This window comes from Albidovulum sediminis (assembly GCF_025380365.1).
GTDB lineage: Bacteria > Pseudomonadota > Alphaproteobacteria > Rhodobacterales > Rhodobacteraceae > Albidovulum > Albidovulum sediminis.
The window spans coordinates 277,631-292,072 of record NZ_JAOCQF010000003.1; the positions used below are offsets into that span (position 1 = coordinate 277,631).

Consider the following 14,442-nt stretch of genomic DNA (forward strand, 5'->3'; position numbering starts at 1 on the left):
CGCTAGCGCCGTGCGCCCCGTGGCGCCGGCTGGTGCGGGCCGGGCAGGAACTCCACCCCGCCCGATTGCCGCACCGGCTGGGGATAGAGCATCATCATCTCCATCACCTCGTCCGGCATGTCGGTGGCGACGTTCAGCCCGATTTCCTGCGCCTCGCGGGCGGAGATCGGGTAGTCGTGGGTCCAGGTCCCCGACGCCAACACCTCTGCAATCTCGGCTGCCTTGTCCGCGGGCATCTGCGCCGACAGGATCTCCGTCGCGGCCTTGCGAACCTGGTCCAGCGCCTTCCGGCTGACATCGGCCAGAATCAGCGTCTCATCGTCGATCTCGGCGACGGGCTTGGCCTTCACAGCCTTCACGATCGAGGCTGCCGGATACTGGCCGATCTGCGGGTCGATCGGGCCCAGCACGGAATGGTCGCACATCACGATCTCGTCCGCCGCGAGCGCAACCAGCGTGCCCCCCGACATCGCATGGTGCGGGACGAAGACCGTGACCTTTCCGCGATGCGCCTCGACCGCCCGCGCGATCTGGAGCGCCGCCAACACCAGTCCGCCCGGCGTGTGCAGCACGATGTCGAGCGGCGTGTCCTTGTCGGTCATCCGTATGGCGCGCAGCACATCCTCGCTGTCCTGGATGTCGATGTAGCGCATCAGCGGAAAGCCGAGGAATCGCATCGTTTCCTGCCGGTGCACCATCAGGATGACACGGCTGCCCCGGCGGCGCTGGAACCGGTCGATCATCTGCATCCGCCGCAGGTCCAGAACCTTGCGCGCCAGGAATGGCTGCATCATCGACAGGATGATGAAGATCCACATGGCGTCCGAGATTGTCATGCGGCGCCCCCGGCGCGGTCCACGTGGCCCAGCGACCGCTCGGGGTCGATGCGGTCGCGCACCATCTGCTTCAGCACCTTGATGTCAGGAAACCCGCCGTCGCGCTTGCGTTCCCAGATTACCGTGCCATCCAGCGTGATCTCGAACGCGCCGCCGGTCCCGGGGCAGAGCGTGACCCCGCCGAGGTCGTTCTGGAAGGTCGAAAGCAGTTCCTGCCCCATCCACGCCGCCCGCAACAGCCAGTTGCAGCCGGTGCAATAGGTGATGCTGATCATCGGCAGCGACAAAAACCCCTCCTCTCAAGGTCCGGCGTCCGGGCCGGGGCGGTCCGGTGGCAGCGCGGTTCCGGGCCCGGTTCCGGGGCAGTCTTTCATCCCTGAGACGGCCGCGCAACTCCTGTCGCTGCCTCTTGCGGTGCATCCGGCGATCTGGCAGATTTTGGCATGAAATCACAGAACCTTACCCCCCGCCCCTGGTCCGACGTCGCACCCCGCCTGGTCGCGGTTGCCGCGGGCCGTGCCCCGGCCGACCGCGTGATCCGCGGCGGTCAGTGGGTCAACGTCCACACGCGCGAAATCCTTCCCGGCCACGACGTCGCGATCGCCGAGGGGCGCTTTGCCGCGATAGCCCCCGACCTGTCCTACGCGATCGGCCCCGAAACCGAGGTGATCGAGGCGCAGGGCCGCTACATGGTGCCGGGGCTGTGCGACGGCCACATGCATGTCGAAAGCGGCATGCTGACCCCGGCGGAATTTGCCGCCGCCGTCATCCCCCACGGCACCACGACGATGTTCGCCGACCCGCACGAGATCGCGAACGTCCTCGGGATCGAAGGCGTCCGCATGATGCATGACGAGGCACTGATGCAGCCCGTCAGCATGTTCATGCAGATGCCCTCCTGCGCCCCCTCCGCGCCGGGGCTGGAGACGACGCCCTATGAGATCGGGCCGGACGAGGTGACCGAGGCGATGGCCTGGCCCGGCATCGTCGGCCTGGGAGAGATGATGAACTTCCCCGGCGTGATCGCGGGCAGCCAGCAGATGCTGGCCGAGATTGCCGCGACCCAGCGCGCGGGCAAGACCGTGGGCGGGCACTACGCCAGCCCCGATCTCGGCCCCGCCTTCCTCGCCTATGCCGCGGGTGGCCCTGCCGACGACCACGAGGGGACGACCGAGATGGACCCGGTGGTGCGGGCGCGCCAGGGCATGCGGGCGATGATGCGCCACGGGTCGGCCTGGTTCGACGTGGACCGGCAGATCACTGCGGTGACGGAAAAGGGGCTGGACCCACGCAACTTCATCCTGTGCACCGACGACTGCCACCCCGGCACGCTGGTCGAGGAAGGGCACATGGACCGCGCCTATCGCCGCGCGGTGGAAAAGGGATGCGACCCGCTTGTCGCGCTGCAGATGTGCACCATCAACACCGCGACCCATTTCGGGCTGGAACGCGAACTCGGCTCCATCACGCCGGGGCGCCGGGCCGACCTGATCCTGACCTCCGACCTCAGGACGCTTCCGTGCGAGCGGGTCATCGCCCGTGGCCGCACCGTCGCCGAGAACGGTCGCCTGACCGTTACATGCCCGCATTACGACTGGCCCGCACATGCCAGGGACACGGTCAGGATGGGACGTGACAAGACAGCCGACGACTTCGTGATCCGCGCCCCCGAGGGCGCCGCAACGGTTCGTGTCCGCGTCATCGGCATCGTCGAGAACCAGGCGCCGACGCGCGCGCTGACCGCCGAACTTGCCGTCCAGGACGGCATCGTGGAACCGGACGAGGGACAGGACGTCGCCCAGTGCGCGGTGATCGAGCGCCATCAGGGATCGGGCCAAACGGTCAACGGCTTCGTCAACGGCTTTCGCTACAAGGGCCGGATGGCCATGGCCTCGACCGTCGCGCATGACAGTCACCAGATCATCGTCGTCGGCACCGACCGCGGGATGATGGCCGAGGCCGCCAATTCCATCGCGAAGATGGGCGGGGGCTTCTCGCTCTGGAAGGACGGGAGGGAGATTGCGGACATCCCGCTGCCGGTCGCCGGCCTCATGTCCGACGCGCCGGCCGCCGAGATGGCCGCGAAGGCATCCAACCTCGTCACCCGCATGCGCGATTGCGGATGCGACCTCAACAACGCCTCGATCCAGCATTCGTTCCTTGCCCTCGTCGTGATCCCGGAGCTTCGGATCTCCGACCTCGGGCTGGTCGACGTCACACGGTTCGAATTCACAGAGCTTTTTGCATGAACACCGATGCCGACGTGCTGTCCCCCGCGATGCCGGAGAGTGAGCCTTTCACCGACGCCGAGGCTGCCGTCTCGCGGCTAGAGGCGCTTTATGCCCAGGCGACCAACTTCCTCTACGACCAGTTCACCCGGACGCTGGGCGGCCATCGGCCTGCGGCGCGGGTGCGCGCCTTCTACCCGGAGGTGCGTCTGACGACGACCTCGCACGCCAAGGCCGACAGCCGACTTTCCTTCGGCCATGTCGCAACGCCGGGAACCTATGTCGCGACGATCACCCGGCCGGACCTGTTCCGGAACTACCTGATCCAGCAGATCGGGCATCTGCTGCGCAACCACGGCGTCCCGGTCCATGTCGGACCCAGTACGACACCGATTCCCGTCCATTTCGCCGTCGCCTCCAGCCCGCATGTGAATGTCCCGCAGGAGGGGGTTCTGGACTTTTCGCTGCGCGACGTTTTCGACGTGCCCGACCTTGCCACGACGAACGATGACATCGTCAACGGCACGGCGCGGCCGAACCCCGACGGATCAGATCATCTCGCGCCCTTCACGGCCCAGCGCGTCGACTACTCGCTGGCCCGGTTGAGCCACTACACGGCCACCGATGCGGGGCATTTCCAGAACTTCGTCCTGTTCACGAACTACCAGTTCTATGTGGAGGAGTTCGAGGCCTACGCGCGCCAGTGCCTCGCCGACCCCGCGTCGGGTTACACCTCCTTCGTGGGGCCGGGAAACGTCCAGATCACTTCCTCCGACGGCGATCTGGCGACACCGCTGAAGATGCCGCAGATGCCCACCTATCACCTGAAGCGCCGCGGCGGTCAGGGGATCACGCTGGTCAACATCGGCGTCGGCCCCTCGAACGCCAAGACGGCGACCGACCATATCGCGGTCCTGAGGCCCCATGCATGGCTGATGGTCGGCCACTGCGCCGGGCTTCGCAATTCGCAGTCGCTCGGCGACTTTGTGCTGGCACACGCCTATGTCCGCGAAGACCACGTCCTGGACGCGGATCTGCCGGTCTGGGTGCCGATCCCGGCGCTGGCCGAGATCCAGATCGCGCTGCAGGAGGCCGTGGCAGACGTCGCCCACATGGACGGCTTCGACCTGAAGAAGATCATGCGCACCGGCACCGTCGCCACGATCGACAACCGCAACTGGGAATTGCGCGACCAGTCGGGGCCCGTCCAGCGCCTGTCACAGTCCCGCGCGATCGCGCTCGACATGGAGTCGGCCACCATCGCGGCGAACGGCTTCCGCTTCCGGGTACCGTATGGAACGCTTCTGTGCGTGTCCGACAAACCGCTGCATGGCGAGTTGAAGCTGCCCGGCATGGCCACCGACTTCTACCGCACGCAGGTCAGCCGCCATCTGCTGATCGGGGTCAGGGCGATGGAAAAACTGCGGGACATGCCGGTTGAGCGCATCCACAGCCGCAAGCTGCGTAGCTTCGAGGAAACAGCCTTCCTTTGACGCCGCGAAAATCGGCTGAACGGGCATAATTTGCTTGCCATGCCCGACGAAGAAATGTGATTGACCACAACAGGCTGTGAACGACAGCGAATGACCCCCAACAGAACGGGGCCAGAGAGGAGACAGACATGTCCAAACCCATGACCAAGACCCAGCTCGTGGCCGCGGTGGCGGAAGCGATGGGCTCCGACAAGAAGACCGCTTCGGCCGCGCTTGACGCGATCGCTTCGGTGGTGACGTCGGAAGTCGTAGGCGGCGGTGCCGTGACCCTTCCCGGCATCGGCAAGGTCGTCTGCCGCACCCGTCCGGAACGGCAGGTCCGCAACCCCGCGACCGGTGAAACGATCACCAAGCCGGCCGACAAGGTCGTCAAGATCTCCGTCGCCAAGGCGCTGAAGGACAGCGTCAACGGCTGAGATGCCGCCACCGCGAAAGCGGTCGCGACGCATGCGGGGCCGTCCAGTGGACGGCCCTTTTCATTTGCGCCCGCCAAAGCCCCGATCCTCCGCCGCGGCCGCTCTTCACTTTGCCGGGGGTTCGTGGCAGGGAGCGGGCGAGCGACCGAGCAGCACCGGAAGGACGGATGATGGACCTGCGCGCAATCCTGATGGGGCTGGCCTTCGCGTTCATGTGGTCGTCCGCCTTCACTTCGGCACGGATGATCGTCGCCGATGCCCCGCCCCTGACCGCGCTGGCCTTCCGTTTCCTGTTTTCCGGCCTCATCGGCGTGTCGATCGCCGCGGCCCTCGGCCAAAGCTGCAGGCTGAGCCGCGGCCAGTGGCGTTCCGTTGCGATCTTCGGACTGTGCCAGAACGCCCTTTACCTGGGGCTCAACTTCGTCGCGATGCAGTGGGTCGAGGCATCGCTGGCCGCCATCATCGCCTCGACCATGCCCCTGCTCGTCGCCCTTCTCGGCTGGATCTTCCTTGGCCAGATGGTCCGGCCGTTGGGGCTTGCGGGCCTTGTTGCAGGGGTCGTGGGCGTGACCATCATCATGGGGTCGCGCTTTTCCGGCGGCGTCAGTGTCGAGGGTCTGATCTTCTGCGGGCTGGGCGCGCTTGCCCTTGCGGTCGCGACGCTCACCGTGCGGGGGGCTTCGTCCCAGGGCAACGTGCTGATGATCGTCGGCTTGCAGATGTTCGTGGGAGCGGCCGTCCTTGCCGTCGCGGCGCTGCTGACCGAAAGCTGGCAGATCAACTGGAACCTGCGCCTGGTCCTGGCCTTCGCCTACACGACCCTGGTGCCCGGCCTTCTGGCGACATGGGTCTGGTTCCGGCTGGTCGAACGGATCGGCGCCGTTCGTGCCGCCACCTATCACTTCCTTAACCCCTTCTTCGGGGTCGCGGTCGCGGCCGTCTTCCTGAGCGAGCAACTGGGCCTTGCCGACATCGTCGGCGTGGCCATTGTCGCGGCCGGCATCCTTGCGGTGCAGTTGTCGAAGGCGGCGCCAGTCAAAACCGGCTGAAGAAGGCCCAGATCTCGTCCGGCGAGGATATGTCCCGGTTGGTCGGGCCGGATCGGCCACCGGGGATTATCTTGCGCCCGCCGGGCCAACCGTGCCCACCGCCGCCCACGCTCAGAAACGCGGTCGGCGCTGAGCAGCCCCGCCCCTCGAACCGCCGGACGGAGCCGGAGGGCGCACCCTCGGCGCTTGAACCACAGCCGTTGCGCCGCTGAAATATCCGGTAGGTTTCTTCGGCCGACAGCACCGTATCGCGCGCGCGCCGACCCAGCGTGATCGGACCGCCACCATAGGGAACGATCGGGTCCGCCGTCCCGTGGATCATGAGAAAGCCGATGGCAGGCCCCTTGCGGCAGGCGCCCAGCGAGGCTTCGGGCAGCGGCATCGCCACCGGCGCGATGGCGCGCACCAGCCCCGGCCTGCCGCAGGCGAGCGCGTAGCTTTCCATGCCCCCGCGCGAAACGCCCGTCGCAAAGACGCGCGCCCGGTCGACCGGATAGGTGCGCGCCACTTCGTCGATCACGCGCGCCAGGAATTCCGCGTCGTCGCGTCGGGGGGAAAGGTTGGCGGAGATCTTGCCGACCCCGGTATCCCAGACGCGCCCGATCGCATCGGGATAGACGACCAGGAAGCCATGCCGCGCGGCCAGTTCGTCGAAGCGGCGCCGCGTCGACAGGCGAACCTCCCGCCCGCTCCCTCCGCCCCCGTGAAGGACAAGGACCAAGGAGCGCGGCCCGTCGAACCTGTTCAGCGTTTCGGGCACGAAAAGCCGATAGCTGCGCTGCGCGCCGTCCTGGGTCAGCGACCCCTCGACAAGCCCGGCCTTCAGCGCGCCGGGCAAAGCCAACAGCGCCAGGATGATCAGGGCTCTCAGCATCGTCGCCTCCTCCCGCGTGTTTCCTGTCACACGAGCAGAGGCGCGGTTTCCGTCGTCAGCGCCCGATAGGCCCCCGCCTGCCCCCAGTCTGCCCCCGGTCGAGGAGCAGATGGTCAAGGATGACGCAGGCCATCATCGCCTCGCCCACCGGCACCGCGCGGATGCCGACGCAGGGATCATGCCGCCCCTTGGTGACGATCTCGCGCGCCTCGCCGGTTACCGCGATGGTCCGGCGCGGGCTCAGGATCGAGGAGGTGGGCTTGACCGCAAACCGGACGACTACATCCTGCCCGGTCGAAATCCCGCCGAGGATGCCGCCCGCGTGGTTGGAGGAATACCGCGGACGGCCGTCGTCGCCCAGGGTGATCTCGTCGGCGTTTTCGACCCCGGTCAGTTCCGCGGCCGCCATCCCTTCGCCGATCTCCACCCCCTTCACCGCGTTGATAGACATCATCGCGGCGGCCAGATCGCTGTCGAGCTTGCCGTAAATCGGCGCGCCCAGGCCCGCGGGAACGCCCGCGGCGACGACCTCGACAACCGCGCCCACCGAATTGCCGGACTTGCGCAGGTCGTCCAGGTGTTCCGCCCAGATCGCCGCCGCCGCGGGATCGGGGCACCAGAACGGGTTCCGCTCGACCTCGGCCATGTCGAAGCGGTCCCGGTCGGCGCGAAGGCGGCCCATCTGCACCATGTAGCCGGTGATCGCCACCTCGGGCGCCAGTACTTTCAGCACCTCGCGCGCGACGGCGCCAGCCGCCACGCGCGCCGCGGTTTCCCGCGCGGATGACCGCCCGCCCCCCCGGTAGTCGCGGATGCCGTACTTCTGCCAGTAGGTGATGTCGGCATGGCCGGGCCGGAAGCTTTCGGCAATCTCGCCATAGTCCTTCGACCGCTGGTCAGTATTCTCGATCATCAGCTGGATCGGCGTCCCGGTCGTGCGCCCCTCGAACACGCCCGAGAGGATGCGAACGGCGTCAGCTTCGCGCCGCTGGGTGGTGTACTTGTTCTGCCCCGGCTTGCGGCGATCCAGCCAGTGCTGGATCATCGGCTCGTCCAGCACGACCCCCGGCGGGCAGCCATCCACCGTGGCGCCAAGCGCGGGCCCGTGGCTTTCCCCCCAGGTGGTGACCCGGAACAGGTGTCCGAATGTGTTCAGGCTCATGCGGCGCTCCCTCAGCTGTCCTCGCGCAATAGCGAAGCGTTCGGCCCGGCTCAAGCGATCTCGCGTCGCGACCTGCCGAAACACTGCCGGCCGGAGCGGGCACACGCCGCGCAGAATGCGGCGCCGGTTGGCCCGGACCTTGCGCACGGCCGGCCCCGGATGTAGGGTCGCGGCCACCTCGGGGTGTCCCGGACCAGGTCCGGGACTGAGATGCGAAAGCGGACCCGTTGAACCTGAACCGGTTAGCACCGGCGGAGGGAAGGTAAGGCGACACGCCCCCATCTCCGCCCGCCTGACCATTGGAGGATGAGAGATGAGACTTTCCCCGATGATCGCGGGTTTCCTGTCAGCCCTGGCGCCCTTCGCGGCGCTTGCTGAGGAAAAGCCCGTCCTGACGATCTACACCTACGACAGCTTCGTGTCCGACTGGGGGCCCGGCCCCGCCGTGAAGGCCGCGTTCGAGACCTATTGCGCCTGCACGGTCGAATTCGTCGGCGCGGGCGACGGCGCGGCACTCCTGGCCCGCGTCCTCATCGAAGGGGCGGACAGCCCCGCCGACGTCGTGCTGGGCCTCGACACCAACCTGACCGCCGAAGCCGCGGCAAGCGGGCTTTTCGCTCCGCATGGCCAGAACCCCGAACTCGACCTGCCGGTCTCATGGTCGGACCCGCTGTTCCTTCCCTATGACTGGGGCTACTTCGCCTTTGTCTACGACCGAACGAAAACAGTCTCTGTTCCGGCCGATTTTGAGGCATTGGCCGCCTCCGACCTCAAGATCGCGATCCAGGATCCGCGCTCGTCCACCCCCGGTCTCGGCCTGCTTCTCTGGGTCAGGAAGGCCTACGGCGACCGCGCGGCAGAGGTCTGGTCCGCGCTCTCCGACAATATCGTGACCGTCACCCCCGGCTGGTCCGAGGCCTATGGCCTGTTCCTGAACGGCGAGGCCGACGCGGTGCTGTCCTACACCACCTCGCCCGCCTATCACCTGATCGCGGAGGGGGATGACACCAAGGCGGCGATGCCCTTCACCGAAGGCCACTACCTGCAAGTCGAGGTCGCGGGCCGCCTTGCCGCCAGCGACACGCCGGACGTGGCCGACCGCTTTCTGGCGTTCATGACAACCGACGCCTTCCAGTCCGTCATCCCGGAGACGAACTGGATGTATCCCGCGAAAACGCCCGCGGGGGGCCTGCCGATGGGCTTCGAGACGCTGGTCATCCCGTCCGAGGCGCTCCTGTTCACGGCCGATGAGGCCCGTGACATCCGAGAGAAGGCGCTGGCCGAATGGCAGACCGCGCTCAGCCAGTAGCACGCACCCTGGCGACGGGAGGGGTGCCTGCGGCGCTTCTCCTGGCGCTGACGCTCGGCACGCTGGCCTTCGTGGCTGTGCGGGCCGACGGTTTCTCCGCGCTTGGCCCCGCGGATTGGGTTGCCGTGCGATTTACCCTGTGGCAGGCGTTCCTTTCCGCCCTTCTGTCCTCGCTCCTCGCCATCCCCGTCGCCCGTGCCCTCGCCCGCAGGCGCTTTCCGGGCCGGGGCCTGCTGATCGCGCTTCTGGGCGCGCCCTTCATCCTGCCGGTCATCGTTGCGGTCATGGGGCTTCTGGCCGTGTTCGGGCGGGCGGGTCTCCTGAACGACGGCCTTGCCCTTCTCGGCATCCCGCCCGTTTCGATTTATGGCCTTGGCGGGGTCGTGCTCGCCCATGTCTTCCTCAACCTGCCGCTTGCGATCCGCCTTCTGCTCCAGTCCTGGCTCGCAATCCCGGCAGAGCGTTTCCGACTGGCCGCATCGCTCGGGATGGGCCCGCAGGAGGTTTCCCGGTTTCTGGAGCGGCCGATGCTGCGCGCGGCGCTGCCCGGCATCTTCCTGGCGATCTTCCTGGTCTGCCTGACCAGTTTCGCCGTCGCCCTCACACTCGGCGGGGGGCCGCGCGCAACCACGGTCGAACTTGCGATCTATCAGGCCTTCCGCTTCGACTTCGATCTGGGGCGCGCCGCGCTGCTCGCGGTGATCCAGGCCACGCTCAGCCTGACCGCCGCAATCATCGCCCTTCGCGTCACCGTGCCCGCGGCCTTCGGTGCCGGCCTCGACCGCCCGATCGAACGCTGGGATGCGACCGGCGGCCTGCTGAAACTGCAGGACACTACCGCCATCCTTCTCGCCGCGGCCTTCCTCGTCATGCCGCTTGCGGCCATCGTCCTGCGCGGCCTTCCCGCTCTTGCAACCCTGCCCGGCCCGGTCTGGCAGGCAGCGGCCCGGTCCCTGACCGTCGCGCTTGCCTCCATGTCGCTGACCATCGCCCTCGCCCTGCCCCTGGCGATTGCGACAGCCCGCGCCCGCTCCGGCCTTGCGCGCGGGCTCGACTCCCTCGCGATGCTGCCGCTTGCCACCTCCCCGCTCGTTCTCGGCACGGGCCTCTTCCTTGTCCTGCGCCCCGTCGCCGATCCCGTGGCTCTTGCCCTCCCGGTCACGGCGCTCGCCAATGCGACGCTGGCCCTGCCCTTCGCGCTGCGCATCCTCCTGCCGGCAGCCCACGCGGCCGAGGCGGACTTCGGCCGTCTGGCCGACAGCCTCGGGATGTCCGGATTTGCGCGCCTTCGACTGATGACGCTGCCACGTCTCGCCAGGCCCCTGCGCTATTCAGCCGCCCTTGCGGCGGCCCTCTCGATGGGAGATCTCGGCGTCATCGCGCTCTTCTCGGATCCGGACCACGCAACCCTGCCACTGCAACTCTACCGGTTGATGGGCGCCTACCGCATGTCCGACGCCGCCGGGGCGGCCGTGCTTCTCCTCCTCCTCTCCTTCACCCTCTTCTGGGTTCTCGACAGGGGGGGCCGCCCGGATGCTCGTGCTTGAAGCGCTCAGGATCGAGCAGACGGATTTCCACCTCTCGGCCGACCTCACGGTCGACACCGGAGACCGGGTCGCCGTCATCGGCCCTTCTGGTGCCGGAAAGTCGACGCTGCTGGCAGCAATCGCAGGTTTCGTGCACCCGGCCTCCGGGCGTATCCTCTGGGAAGGCCGCGACATCTCGGGCCTGCCGCCGGGGGAGCGGCCCGTCTCGATCCTGTTCCAGGACCAGAACCTGTTTCCGCACCTGAGCGTGAGCCAGAACGTGGGGCTGGGCGTTCGGCCCGACCTGCGCCTGTCCGCCCCGGACCGGGACCGCGTGGACCAGGCGCTGGCGCAAACGGGGCTGGAGGGGCTTGGGGACCGGCTTCCGGGCACCCTGTCCGGTGGGCAGCAAAGCCGTGTGGCACTCGCGCGCGCGCTTCTGCGCGACCGCCCGGTCCTTCTCCTCGACGAGCCCTTCGCCGCCCTTGGCCCCGCGCTCAAGGCTGAAATGCTGGATCTTGTCGCAACGCTTTCCAGCCGCAAGCGCATGACCGTCCTCATGGTCACGCACGACCCCGCCGATGCCCGCCGCTTCGCCCCCCGCACGATCGTCGTGGCCGAGGGCCGGGCCCATCCGCCGGCGGACACCGGGGCGATTCTCGACACGCCGCCGCCCGCACTCGCGGCCTATCTCGGAAAATGAAGACGCGCCCCCGAAAGGACGCGTCTCCTGTTTCATTCTGGCGGAAATACTCCGGGGGTCCGGGGGCAGCGCCCCCGGCCTCCGCGACCGGGCTCAGGCCGCGGCCTTCTTGCCCTTGATACTGGCCCAGAGCCGCTTGTTGGTCAGGTAAAGCAGGACCGAAAGCAGGCCAAGGAACAGCACGCCGACGAAACCCGCCTGCTTGCGCGCCATCATCTTCGGCTCCGCCGCCCACATCAGGAACGCCGCGACATCCTCGGACATCTGTTCGACCGTCGCCGGTGTTCCATCCTGATAGGTCACCAGGTCATCGCTCAGCGGTGCGGGCATCGCGATCCAGCCGGTGGAGAAGGCGTGGTTCTCGTAGAAGGTCGTCCCGGCCTCTTCCTTCTCCTCACCAGTGTATCCGGTCAGAAGCGCATGGATGTACTCTGGTCCGCCGATGCCGCGGAAGAACTGGTTGATGCCCAGCCCGTAGGGGCCGTGGAACGCGGCCCGCGCCTTTGCGATCACGCTCAGGTCCGGCGCGCCCGCGCCGGTGTTCGGCGGGAACTTGTCGGCAGGCGTCGCCGGGCGGTCCTCGCCGGTTTCCTTGTCGACCACCGACAGGTTGGCGGCATAGGCGCGCACCTGATCCTCGGGCAGGCTCGGGCCGCCTTCTTCCGAAAGTTCGCCGATGCGCACCTGCTTCATGCCGTGGCAGGCCGAGCAGACCTCGGTGAAGACCTGCAGCCCGCGCTGCAACTGGTGTTCATCGAAGGTGCCGAAGGGCCCCTCGAACGAAAACGCGAAGTCCTCGATGTGCTGCTCGGTGCCGGCGGCATGGGCGCCGGACGACAGGGCCAGAACGGAAGCAGCCGTGATTGCGATATTTCTCAGCATCTCGATCGTTCCTTTCCGCTCATTCGGCCGGATGCGCGCCGTAGTGCGCCTTGAAGTCTTCCTCGATCGTCGCGGGCGGGGTCAGCGGCTTCTCGATGATGCCGAGGATCGGCAGGATCACGAGGAAGTAGGCGAACCAGTAGGCCGCGCCGATCAGCGAGATCGTCGAATAGGGCGGCTCGGCCGGCATGGAACCGCACCACATCAGCACGACGAAGTCGATGACCAGCAGGTAGAACCACCAGCGGAACATCGGCCGGTACTTGCCCGAACGCACGTTCGAGGTATCGAGCCAGGGCACCAGGGCCATGACTGCGATCGACCCGAACATCGCGATGACGCCGAAGAACTTCGCGTCGACGATGCCGAAGGTGACCCAGTTGGCGAACATCACCACCCAGACGTCCGAGGTGAAGGCGCGCAGGATCGCGTAGAAGGGCAGGAAGTACCATTCCGGCACGATGTGGGCGGGCGTCGCCAGCGGGTTCGCCTCGATGTAGTTGTCCGGGTGGCCGAGGTAGTTGGGCATGAAGCCCACGACCGCGAAGAAGATCATCAGGACGACGGCCAGCGCGAACAGGTCCTTGATCACGAAGTAGGGCCAGAAGGGCAGGGTGTCCTTCTCGGCTTCCGCCTTCGAGCCGCGTCGAACCTCGACGCCCGTCGGGTTGTTGTTTCCGGTGGTGTGGAAGGCCCAGATATGCACCGCGACCAGCGCTGCGATCACGAACGGAAGCAGGTAGTGCAGCGAGAAGAAGCGGTTCAGCGTGGCGTTGTCCACCGCCGGCCCGCCCAGAAGCCAGGTCTGGATCGCCTCGCCGATGCCCGGGATCGCGCCGAACAGGCCGGTGATCACCGTGGCGCCCCAGAACGACATCTGACCCCAGGGAAGGACGTAGCCCATGAAGGCCGTGCCCATCATCAAGAGGTAGATGATCATGCCCACGATCCAGGTGACCTCGCGCGGGGCCTTGTAGCTGCCGTAGAAGAGGCCGCGGAAGATGTGGATGTAGACCGCGAGGAAGAAGAGAGAGGCGCCGTTCGCGTGAAGGTAGCGCAGCATGTGGCCACCGTTCACGTCGCGCATGATGTGTTCGACGCTGGCGAAGGCCATGTCGACATGCGGCGTGTAGTGCATCGCAAGGACGATGCCCGTCGCGATCTGCAGGACAAGGCAGAAGGCCAGGACGATGCCCCAGATCCACCACCAGTTCAGGTTCTTCGGCGTCGGGATCATCAGCGTGTCGTAGATCAGGCTGACGACCGGCAGGCGCCGGTGCAGCCACTGCTCGAAGCCCGACTTGGGTTCGTAATGGTCGTGCGGAATACCAGCCATGGTCGTCCCCCTCAGCCGAGTTTGATGGTGGTGGCGTCGACGAAGGCCGCGATCGGCACGTCGAGGTTGCGCGGCGCGGGGCCTTTGCGGATCCGGCCCGAGGTGTCGTAGTGCGACCCGTGGCACGGGCAGAACCAGCCGCCGAAATCGCCCGAGGCATTGCCCAGCGGCACGCAGCCGAGGTGGGTGCAGACGCCCATCATCACCAGCCATTCACCCGCCTCGTCGAGCGAGCGGTTCTGGTCGGAGGCGTCCGCCTCGGGCCCGATGTTGGCGTTTTCGGCCTTCGCGTCGATCAGGTCGGTCAGGTTCACCGCCCGTGCCGCGTCAATCTCTTCCTGCGTACGGCGGCGGATGAAGACCGGCTTGCCGCGCCACTTGACCGTCAGCTGGGTTCCGACCTCGACGCCGCTCACGTCGACGAAGATCGAGGACAGCGCCTTGACGTCGGCCGAGGGGTTCATCTGATCGACGAGCGTCCAGACAGCGGCGCCCCCGGCGACCGCGCCGGCTCCGGCTGTGGCGTAGTAGAGGAAATCCCTCCGGGTGCCTGCGTGTTCTTCTGCGTGAGACACGAGATATTCTCCCTTCCTCGGCCAGCTGCCCGGCCATGCGACCAAAGGGCGGC

The 14,442-nt window shown here is 67.3% G+C and carries 14 protein-coding genes and 1 riboswitch; of the genes, 7 read left to right on the forward strand and 7 right to left on the reverse strand.

Annotation, left to right across the window (positions count from 1 at the left end):
• Window positions 1-2 precede the first annotated feature (2 nt).
• Together N5I32_RS16255 and N5I32_RS16260 are read right to left on the reverse strand one after the other, a co-directional pair.
• Window positions 3-836, reverse strand: coding sequence for an SDH family Clp fold serine proteinase (locus N5I32_RS16255; RefSeq protein ID WP_261496965.1), 834 nt, complete (start codon window positions 834-836; stop codon window positions 3-5).
• Entirely contained in the window at window positions 833-1,111 is a 279-nt protein-coding gene (locus tag N5I32_RS16260; protein ID WP_261497317.1) for an Rdx family protein, read from the reverse strand. The genes N5I32_RS16255 and N5I32_RS16260 overlap by 4 nt, the downstream gene beginning before the upstream one ends.
• A gap of 168 nt (window positions 1,112-1,279) precedes the next feature.
• Between N5I32_RS16260 and N5I32_RS16265 the strand changes: the two genes are divergently transcribed.
• From N5I32_RS16265 to N5I32_RS16280, 4 genes are all read left to right on the forward strand, one after another.
• Complete coding sequence (locus N5I32_RS16265) at window positions 1,280-3,085, forward strand: adenine deaminase (protein WP_261496966.1); 1,806 nt, start codon at window positions 1,280-1,282, stop codon at window positions 3,083-3,085.
• Entirely contained in the window at window positions 3,082-4,557 is a 1,476-nt protein-coding gene (locus tag N5I32_RS16270) for an AMP nucleosidase (RefSeq protein ID WP_261496967.1), read from the forward strand. Before N5I32_RS16265 ends, N5I32_RS16270 begins: the two co-directional genes overlap by 4 nt.
• A gap of 128 nt (window positions 4,558-4,685) precedes the next feature.
• Entirely contained in the window at window positions 4,686-4,973 is a 288-nt protein-coding gene (locus N5I32_RS16275; RefSeq protein WP_261496968.1) for an HU family DNA-binding protein, read from the forward strand.
• Window positions 4,974-5,143: 170 nt separating this feature from the next.
• Entirely contained in the window at window positions 5,144-6,022 is an 879-nt protein-coding gene (locus N5I32_RS16280; RefSeq protein ID WP_261496969.1) for a DMT family transporter, read from the forward strand.
• On the opposite strand, the gene N5I32_RS16285 is transcribed toward N5I32_RS16280, so the two are convergent.
• Together N5I32_RS16285 and aroC are read right to left on the reverse strand one after the other, a co-directional pair.
• Window positions 6,009-6,896 carry a CE1 family esterase gene (locus tag N5I32_RS16285; protein WP_261496970.1) on the reverse strand — a complete coding sequence of 296 codons (888 nt, stop codon included), beginning with the start codon at window positions 6,894-6,896 and terminating at the stop codon, window positions 6,009-6,011. The two genes, N5I32_RS16280 and N5I32_RS16285, sit on opposite strands and share 14 nt — an antisense overlap.
• Window positions 6,897-6,951: 55 nt before the next feature.
• The gene (gene aroC, locus N5I32_RS16290; protein ID WP_261496971.1) at window positions 6,952-8,058 is read right to left on the reverse strand and encodes a chorismate synthase; all 1,107 of its coding nucleotides are present in this window, start codon (window positions 8,056-8,058) and stop codon (window positions 6,952-6,954) included.
• Between the two features lie 169 nt (window positions 8,059-8,227).
• A riboswitch (TPP riboswitch) is annotated at window positions 8,228-8,335 on the forward strand.
• A gap of 36 nt (window positions 8,336-8,371) precedes the next feature.
• On the opposite strand from aroC, the gene thiB reads away from it, so the two are divergent.
• The 3 genes from thiB to thiQ are packed head-to-tail and all read left to right on the forward strand — an operon-like array spanning window position 8,372 to window position 11,596.
• A complete protein-coding gene (gene thiB / locus N5I32_RS16295; protein ID WP_261496972.1) occupies window positions 8,372-9,367 on the forward strand; it encodes a thiamine ABC transporter substrate binding subunit in 996 nt (331 codons plus the stop codon).
• Window positions 9,343-10,914, forward strand: a complete 1,572-nt coding sequence (locus N5I32_RS16300; protein WP_261496973.1) for a thiamine/thiamine pyrophosphate ABC transporter permease ThiP — start codon at window positions 9,343-9,345, stop codon at window positions 10,912-10,914. The genes thiB and N5I32_RS16300 overlap by 25 nt, the downstream gene beginning before the upstream one ends.
• Window positions 10,901-11,596 carry a thiamine ABC transporter ATP-binding protein gene (gene thiQ / locus N5I32_RS16305; RefSeq protein WP_261496974.1) on the forward strand — a complete coding sequence of 232 codons (696 nt, stop codon included), beginning with the start codon at window positions 10,901-10,903 and terminating at the stop codon, window positions 11,594-11,596. The genes N5I32_RS16300 and thiQ overlap by 14 nt, the downstream gene beginning before the upstream one ends.
• 93 nt (window positions 11,597-11,689) lie before the next feature.
• On the opposite strand, the gene N5I32_RS16310 is transcribed toward thiQ, so the two are convergent.
• The 3 genes from N5I32_RS16310 to petA are packed head-to-tail and all read right to left on the reverse strand — an operon-like array spanning window position 11,690 to window position 14,389.
• Complete coding sequence (locus N5I32_RS16310) at window positions 11,690-12,478, reverse strand: cytochrome c1 (protein WP_261496975.1); 789 nt, start codon at window positions 12,476-12,478, stop codon at window positions 11,690-11,692.
• A 19-nt stretch (window positions 12,479-12,497) separates the two neighbouring features.
• On the reverse strand, window positions 12,498-13,814 hold the full coding sequence (petB, locus tag N5I32_RS16315) for a cytochrome b (RefSeq protein ID WP_261496976.1): 1,317 nt from the start codon (window positions 13,812-13,814) through the stop codon (window positions 12,498-12,500).
• An 11-nt stretch (window positions 13,815-13,825) separates the two neighbouring features.
• On the reverse strand, window positions 13,826-14,389 hold the full coding sequence (gene petA, locus N5I32_RS16320) for a ubiquinol-cytochrome c reductase iron-sulfur subunit (RefSeq protein ID WP_261496977.1): 564 nt from the start codon (window positions 14,387-14,389) through the stop codon (window positions 13,826-13,828).
• Window positions 14,390-14,442: the final 53 nt, after the last annotated feature.

Coding starts and splice junctions, on each gene's coding strand:
- N5I32_RS16255 (WP_261496965.1), bottom strand. CDS start 836: ATGACAATCTCGGACGCCATGTGGATCTTCATCATCCTGTCGATGATG.
- N5I32_RS16260 (WP_261497317.1), bottom strand. CDS start 1,111: ATGATCAGCATCACCTATTGCACCGGCTGCAACTGGCTGTTGCGGGCG.
- N5I32_RS16265 (WP_261496966.1), top strand. CDS start 1,280: ATGAAATCACAGAACCTTACCCCCCGCCCCTGGTCCGACGTCGCACCC.
- N5I32_RS16270 (WP_261496967.1), top strand. CDS start 3,082: ATGAACACCGATGCCGACGTGCTGTCCCCCGCGATGCCGGAGAGTGAG.
- N5I32_RS16275 (WP_261496968.1), top strand. CDS start 4,686: ATGTCCAAACCCATGACCAAGACCCAGCTCGTGGCCGCGGTGGCGGAA.
- N5I32_RS16280 (WP_261496969.1), top strand. CDS start 5,144: ATGGACCTGCGCGCAATCCTGATGGGGCTGGCCTTCGCGTTCATGTGG.
- N5I32_RS16285 (WP_261496970.1), bottom strand. CDS start 6,896: ATGCTGAGAGCCCTGATCATCCTGGCGCTGTTGGCTTTGCCCGGCGCG.
- aroC (WP_261496971.1), bottom strand. CDS start 8,058: ATGAGCCTGAACACATTCGGACACCTGTTCCGGGTCACCACCTGGGGG.
- thiB (WP_261496972.1), top strand. CDS start 8,372: ATGAGACTTTCCCCGATGATCGCGGGTTTCCTGTCAGCCCTGGCGCCC.
- N5I32_RS16300 (WP_261496973.1), top strand. CDS start 9,343: ATGGCAGACCGCGCTCAGCCAGTAGCACGCACCCTGGCGACGGGAGGG.
- thiQ (WP_261496974.1), top strand. CDS start 10,901: ATGCTCGTGCTTGAAGCGCTCAGGATCGAGCAGACGGATTTCCACCTC.
- N5I32_RS16310 (WP_261496975.1), bottom strand. CDS start 12,478: ATGCTGAGAAATATCGCAATCACGGCTGCTTCCGTTCTGGCCCTGTCG.
- petB (WP_261496976.1), bottom strand. CDS start 13,814: ATGGCTGGTATTCCGCACGACCATTACGAACCCAAGTCGGGCTTCGAG.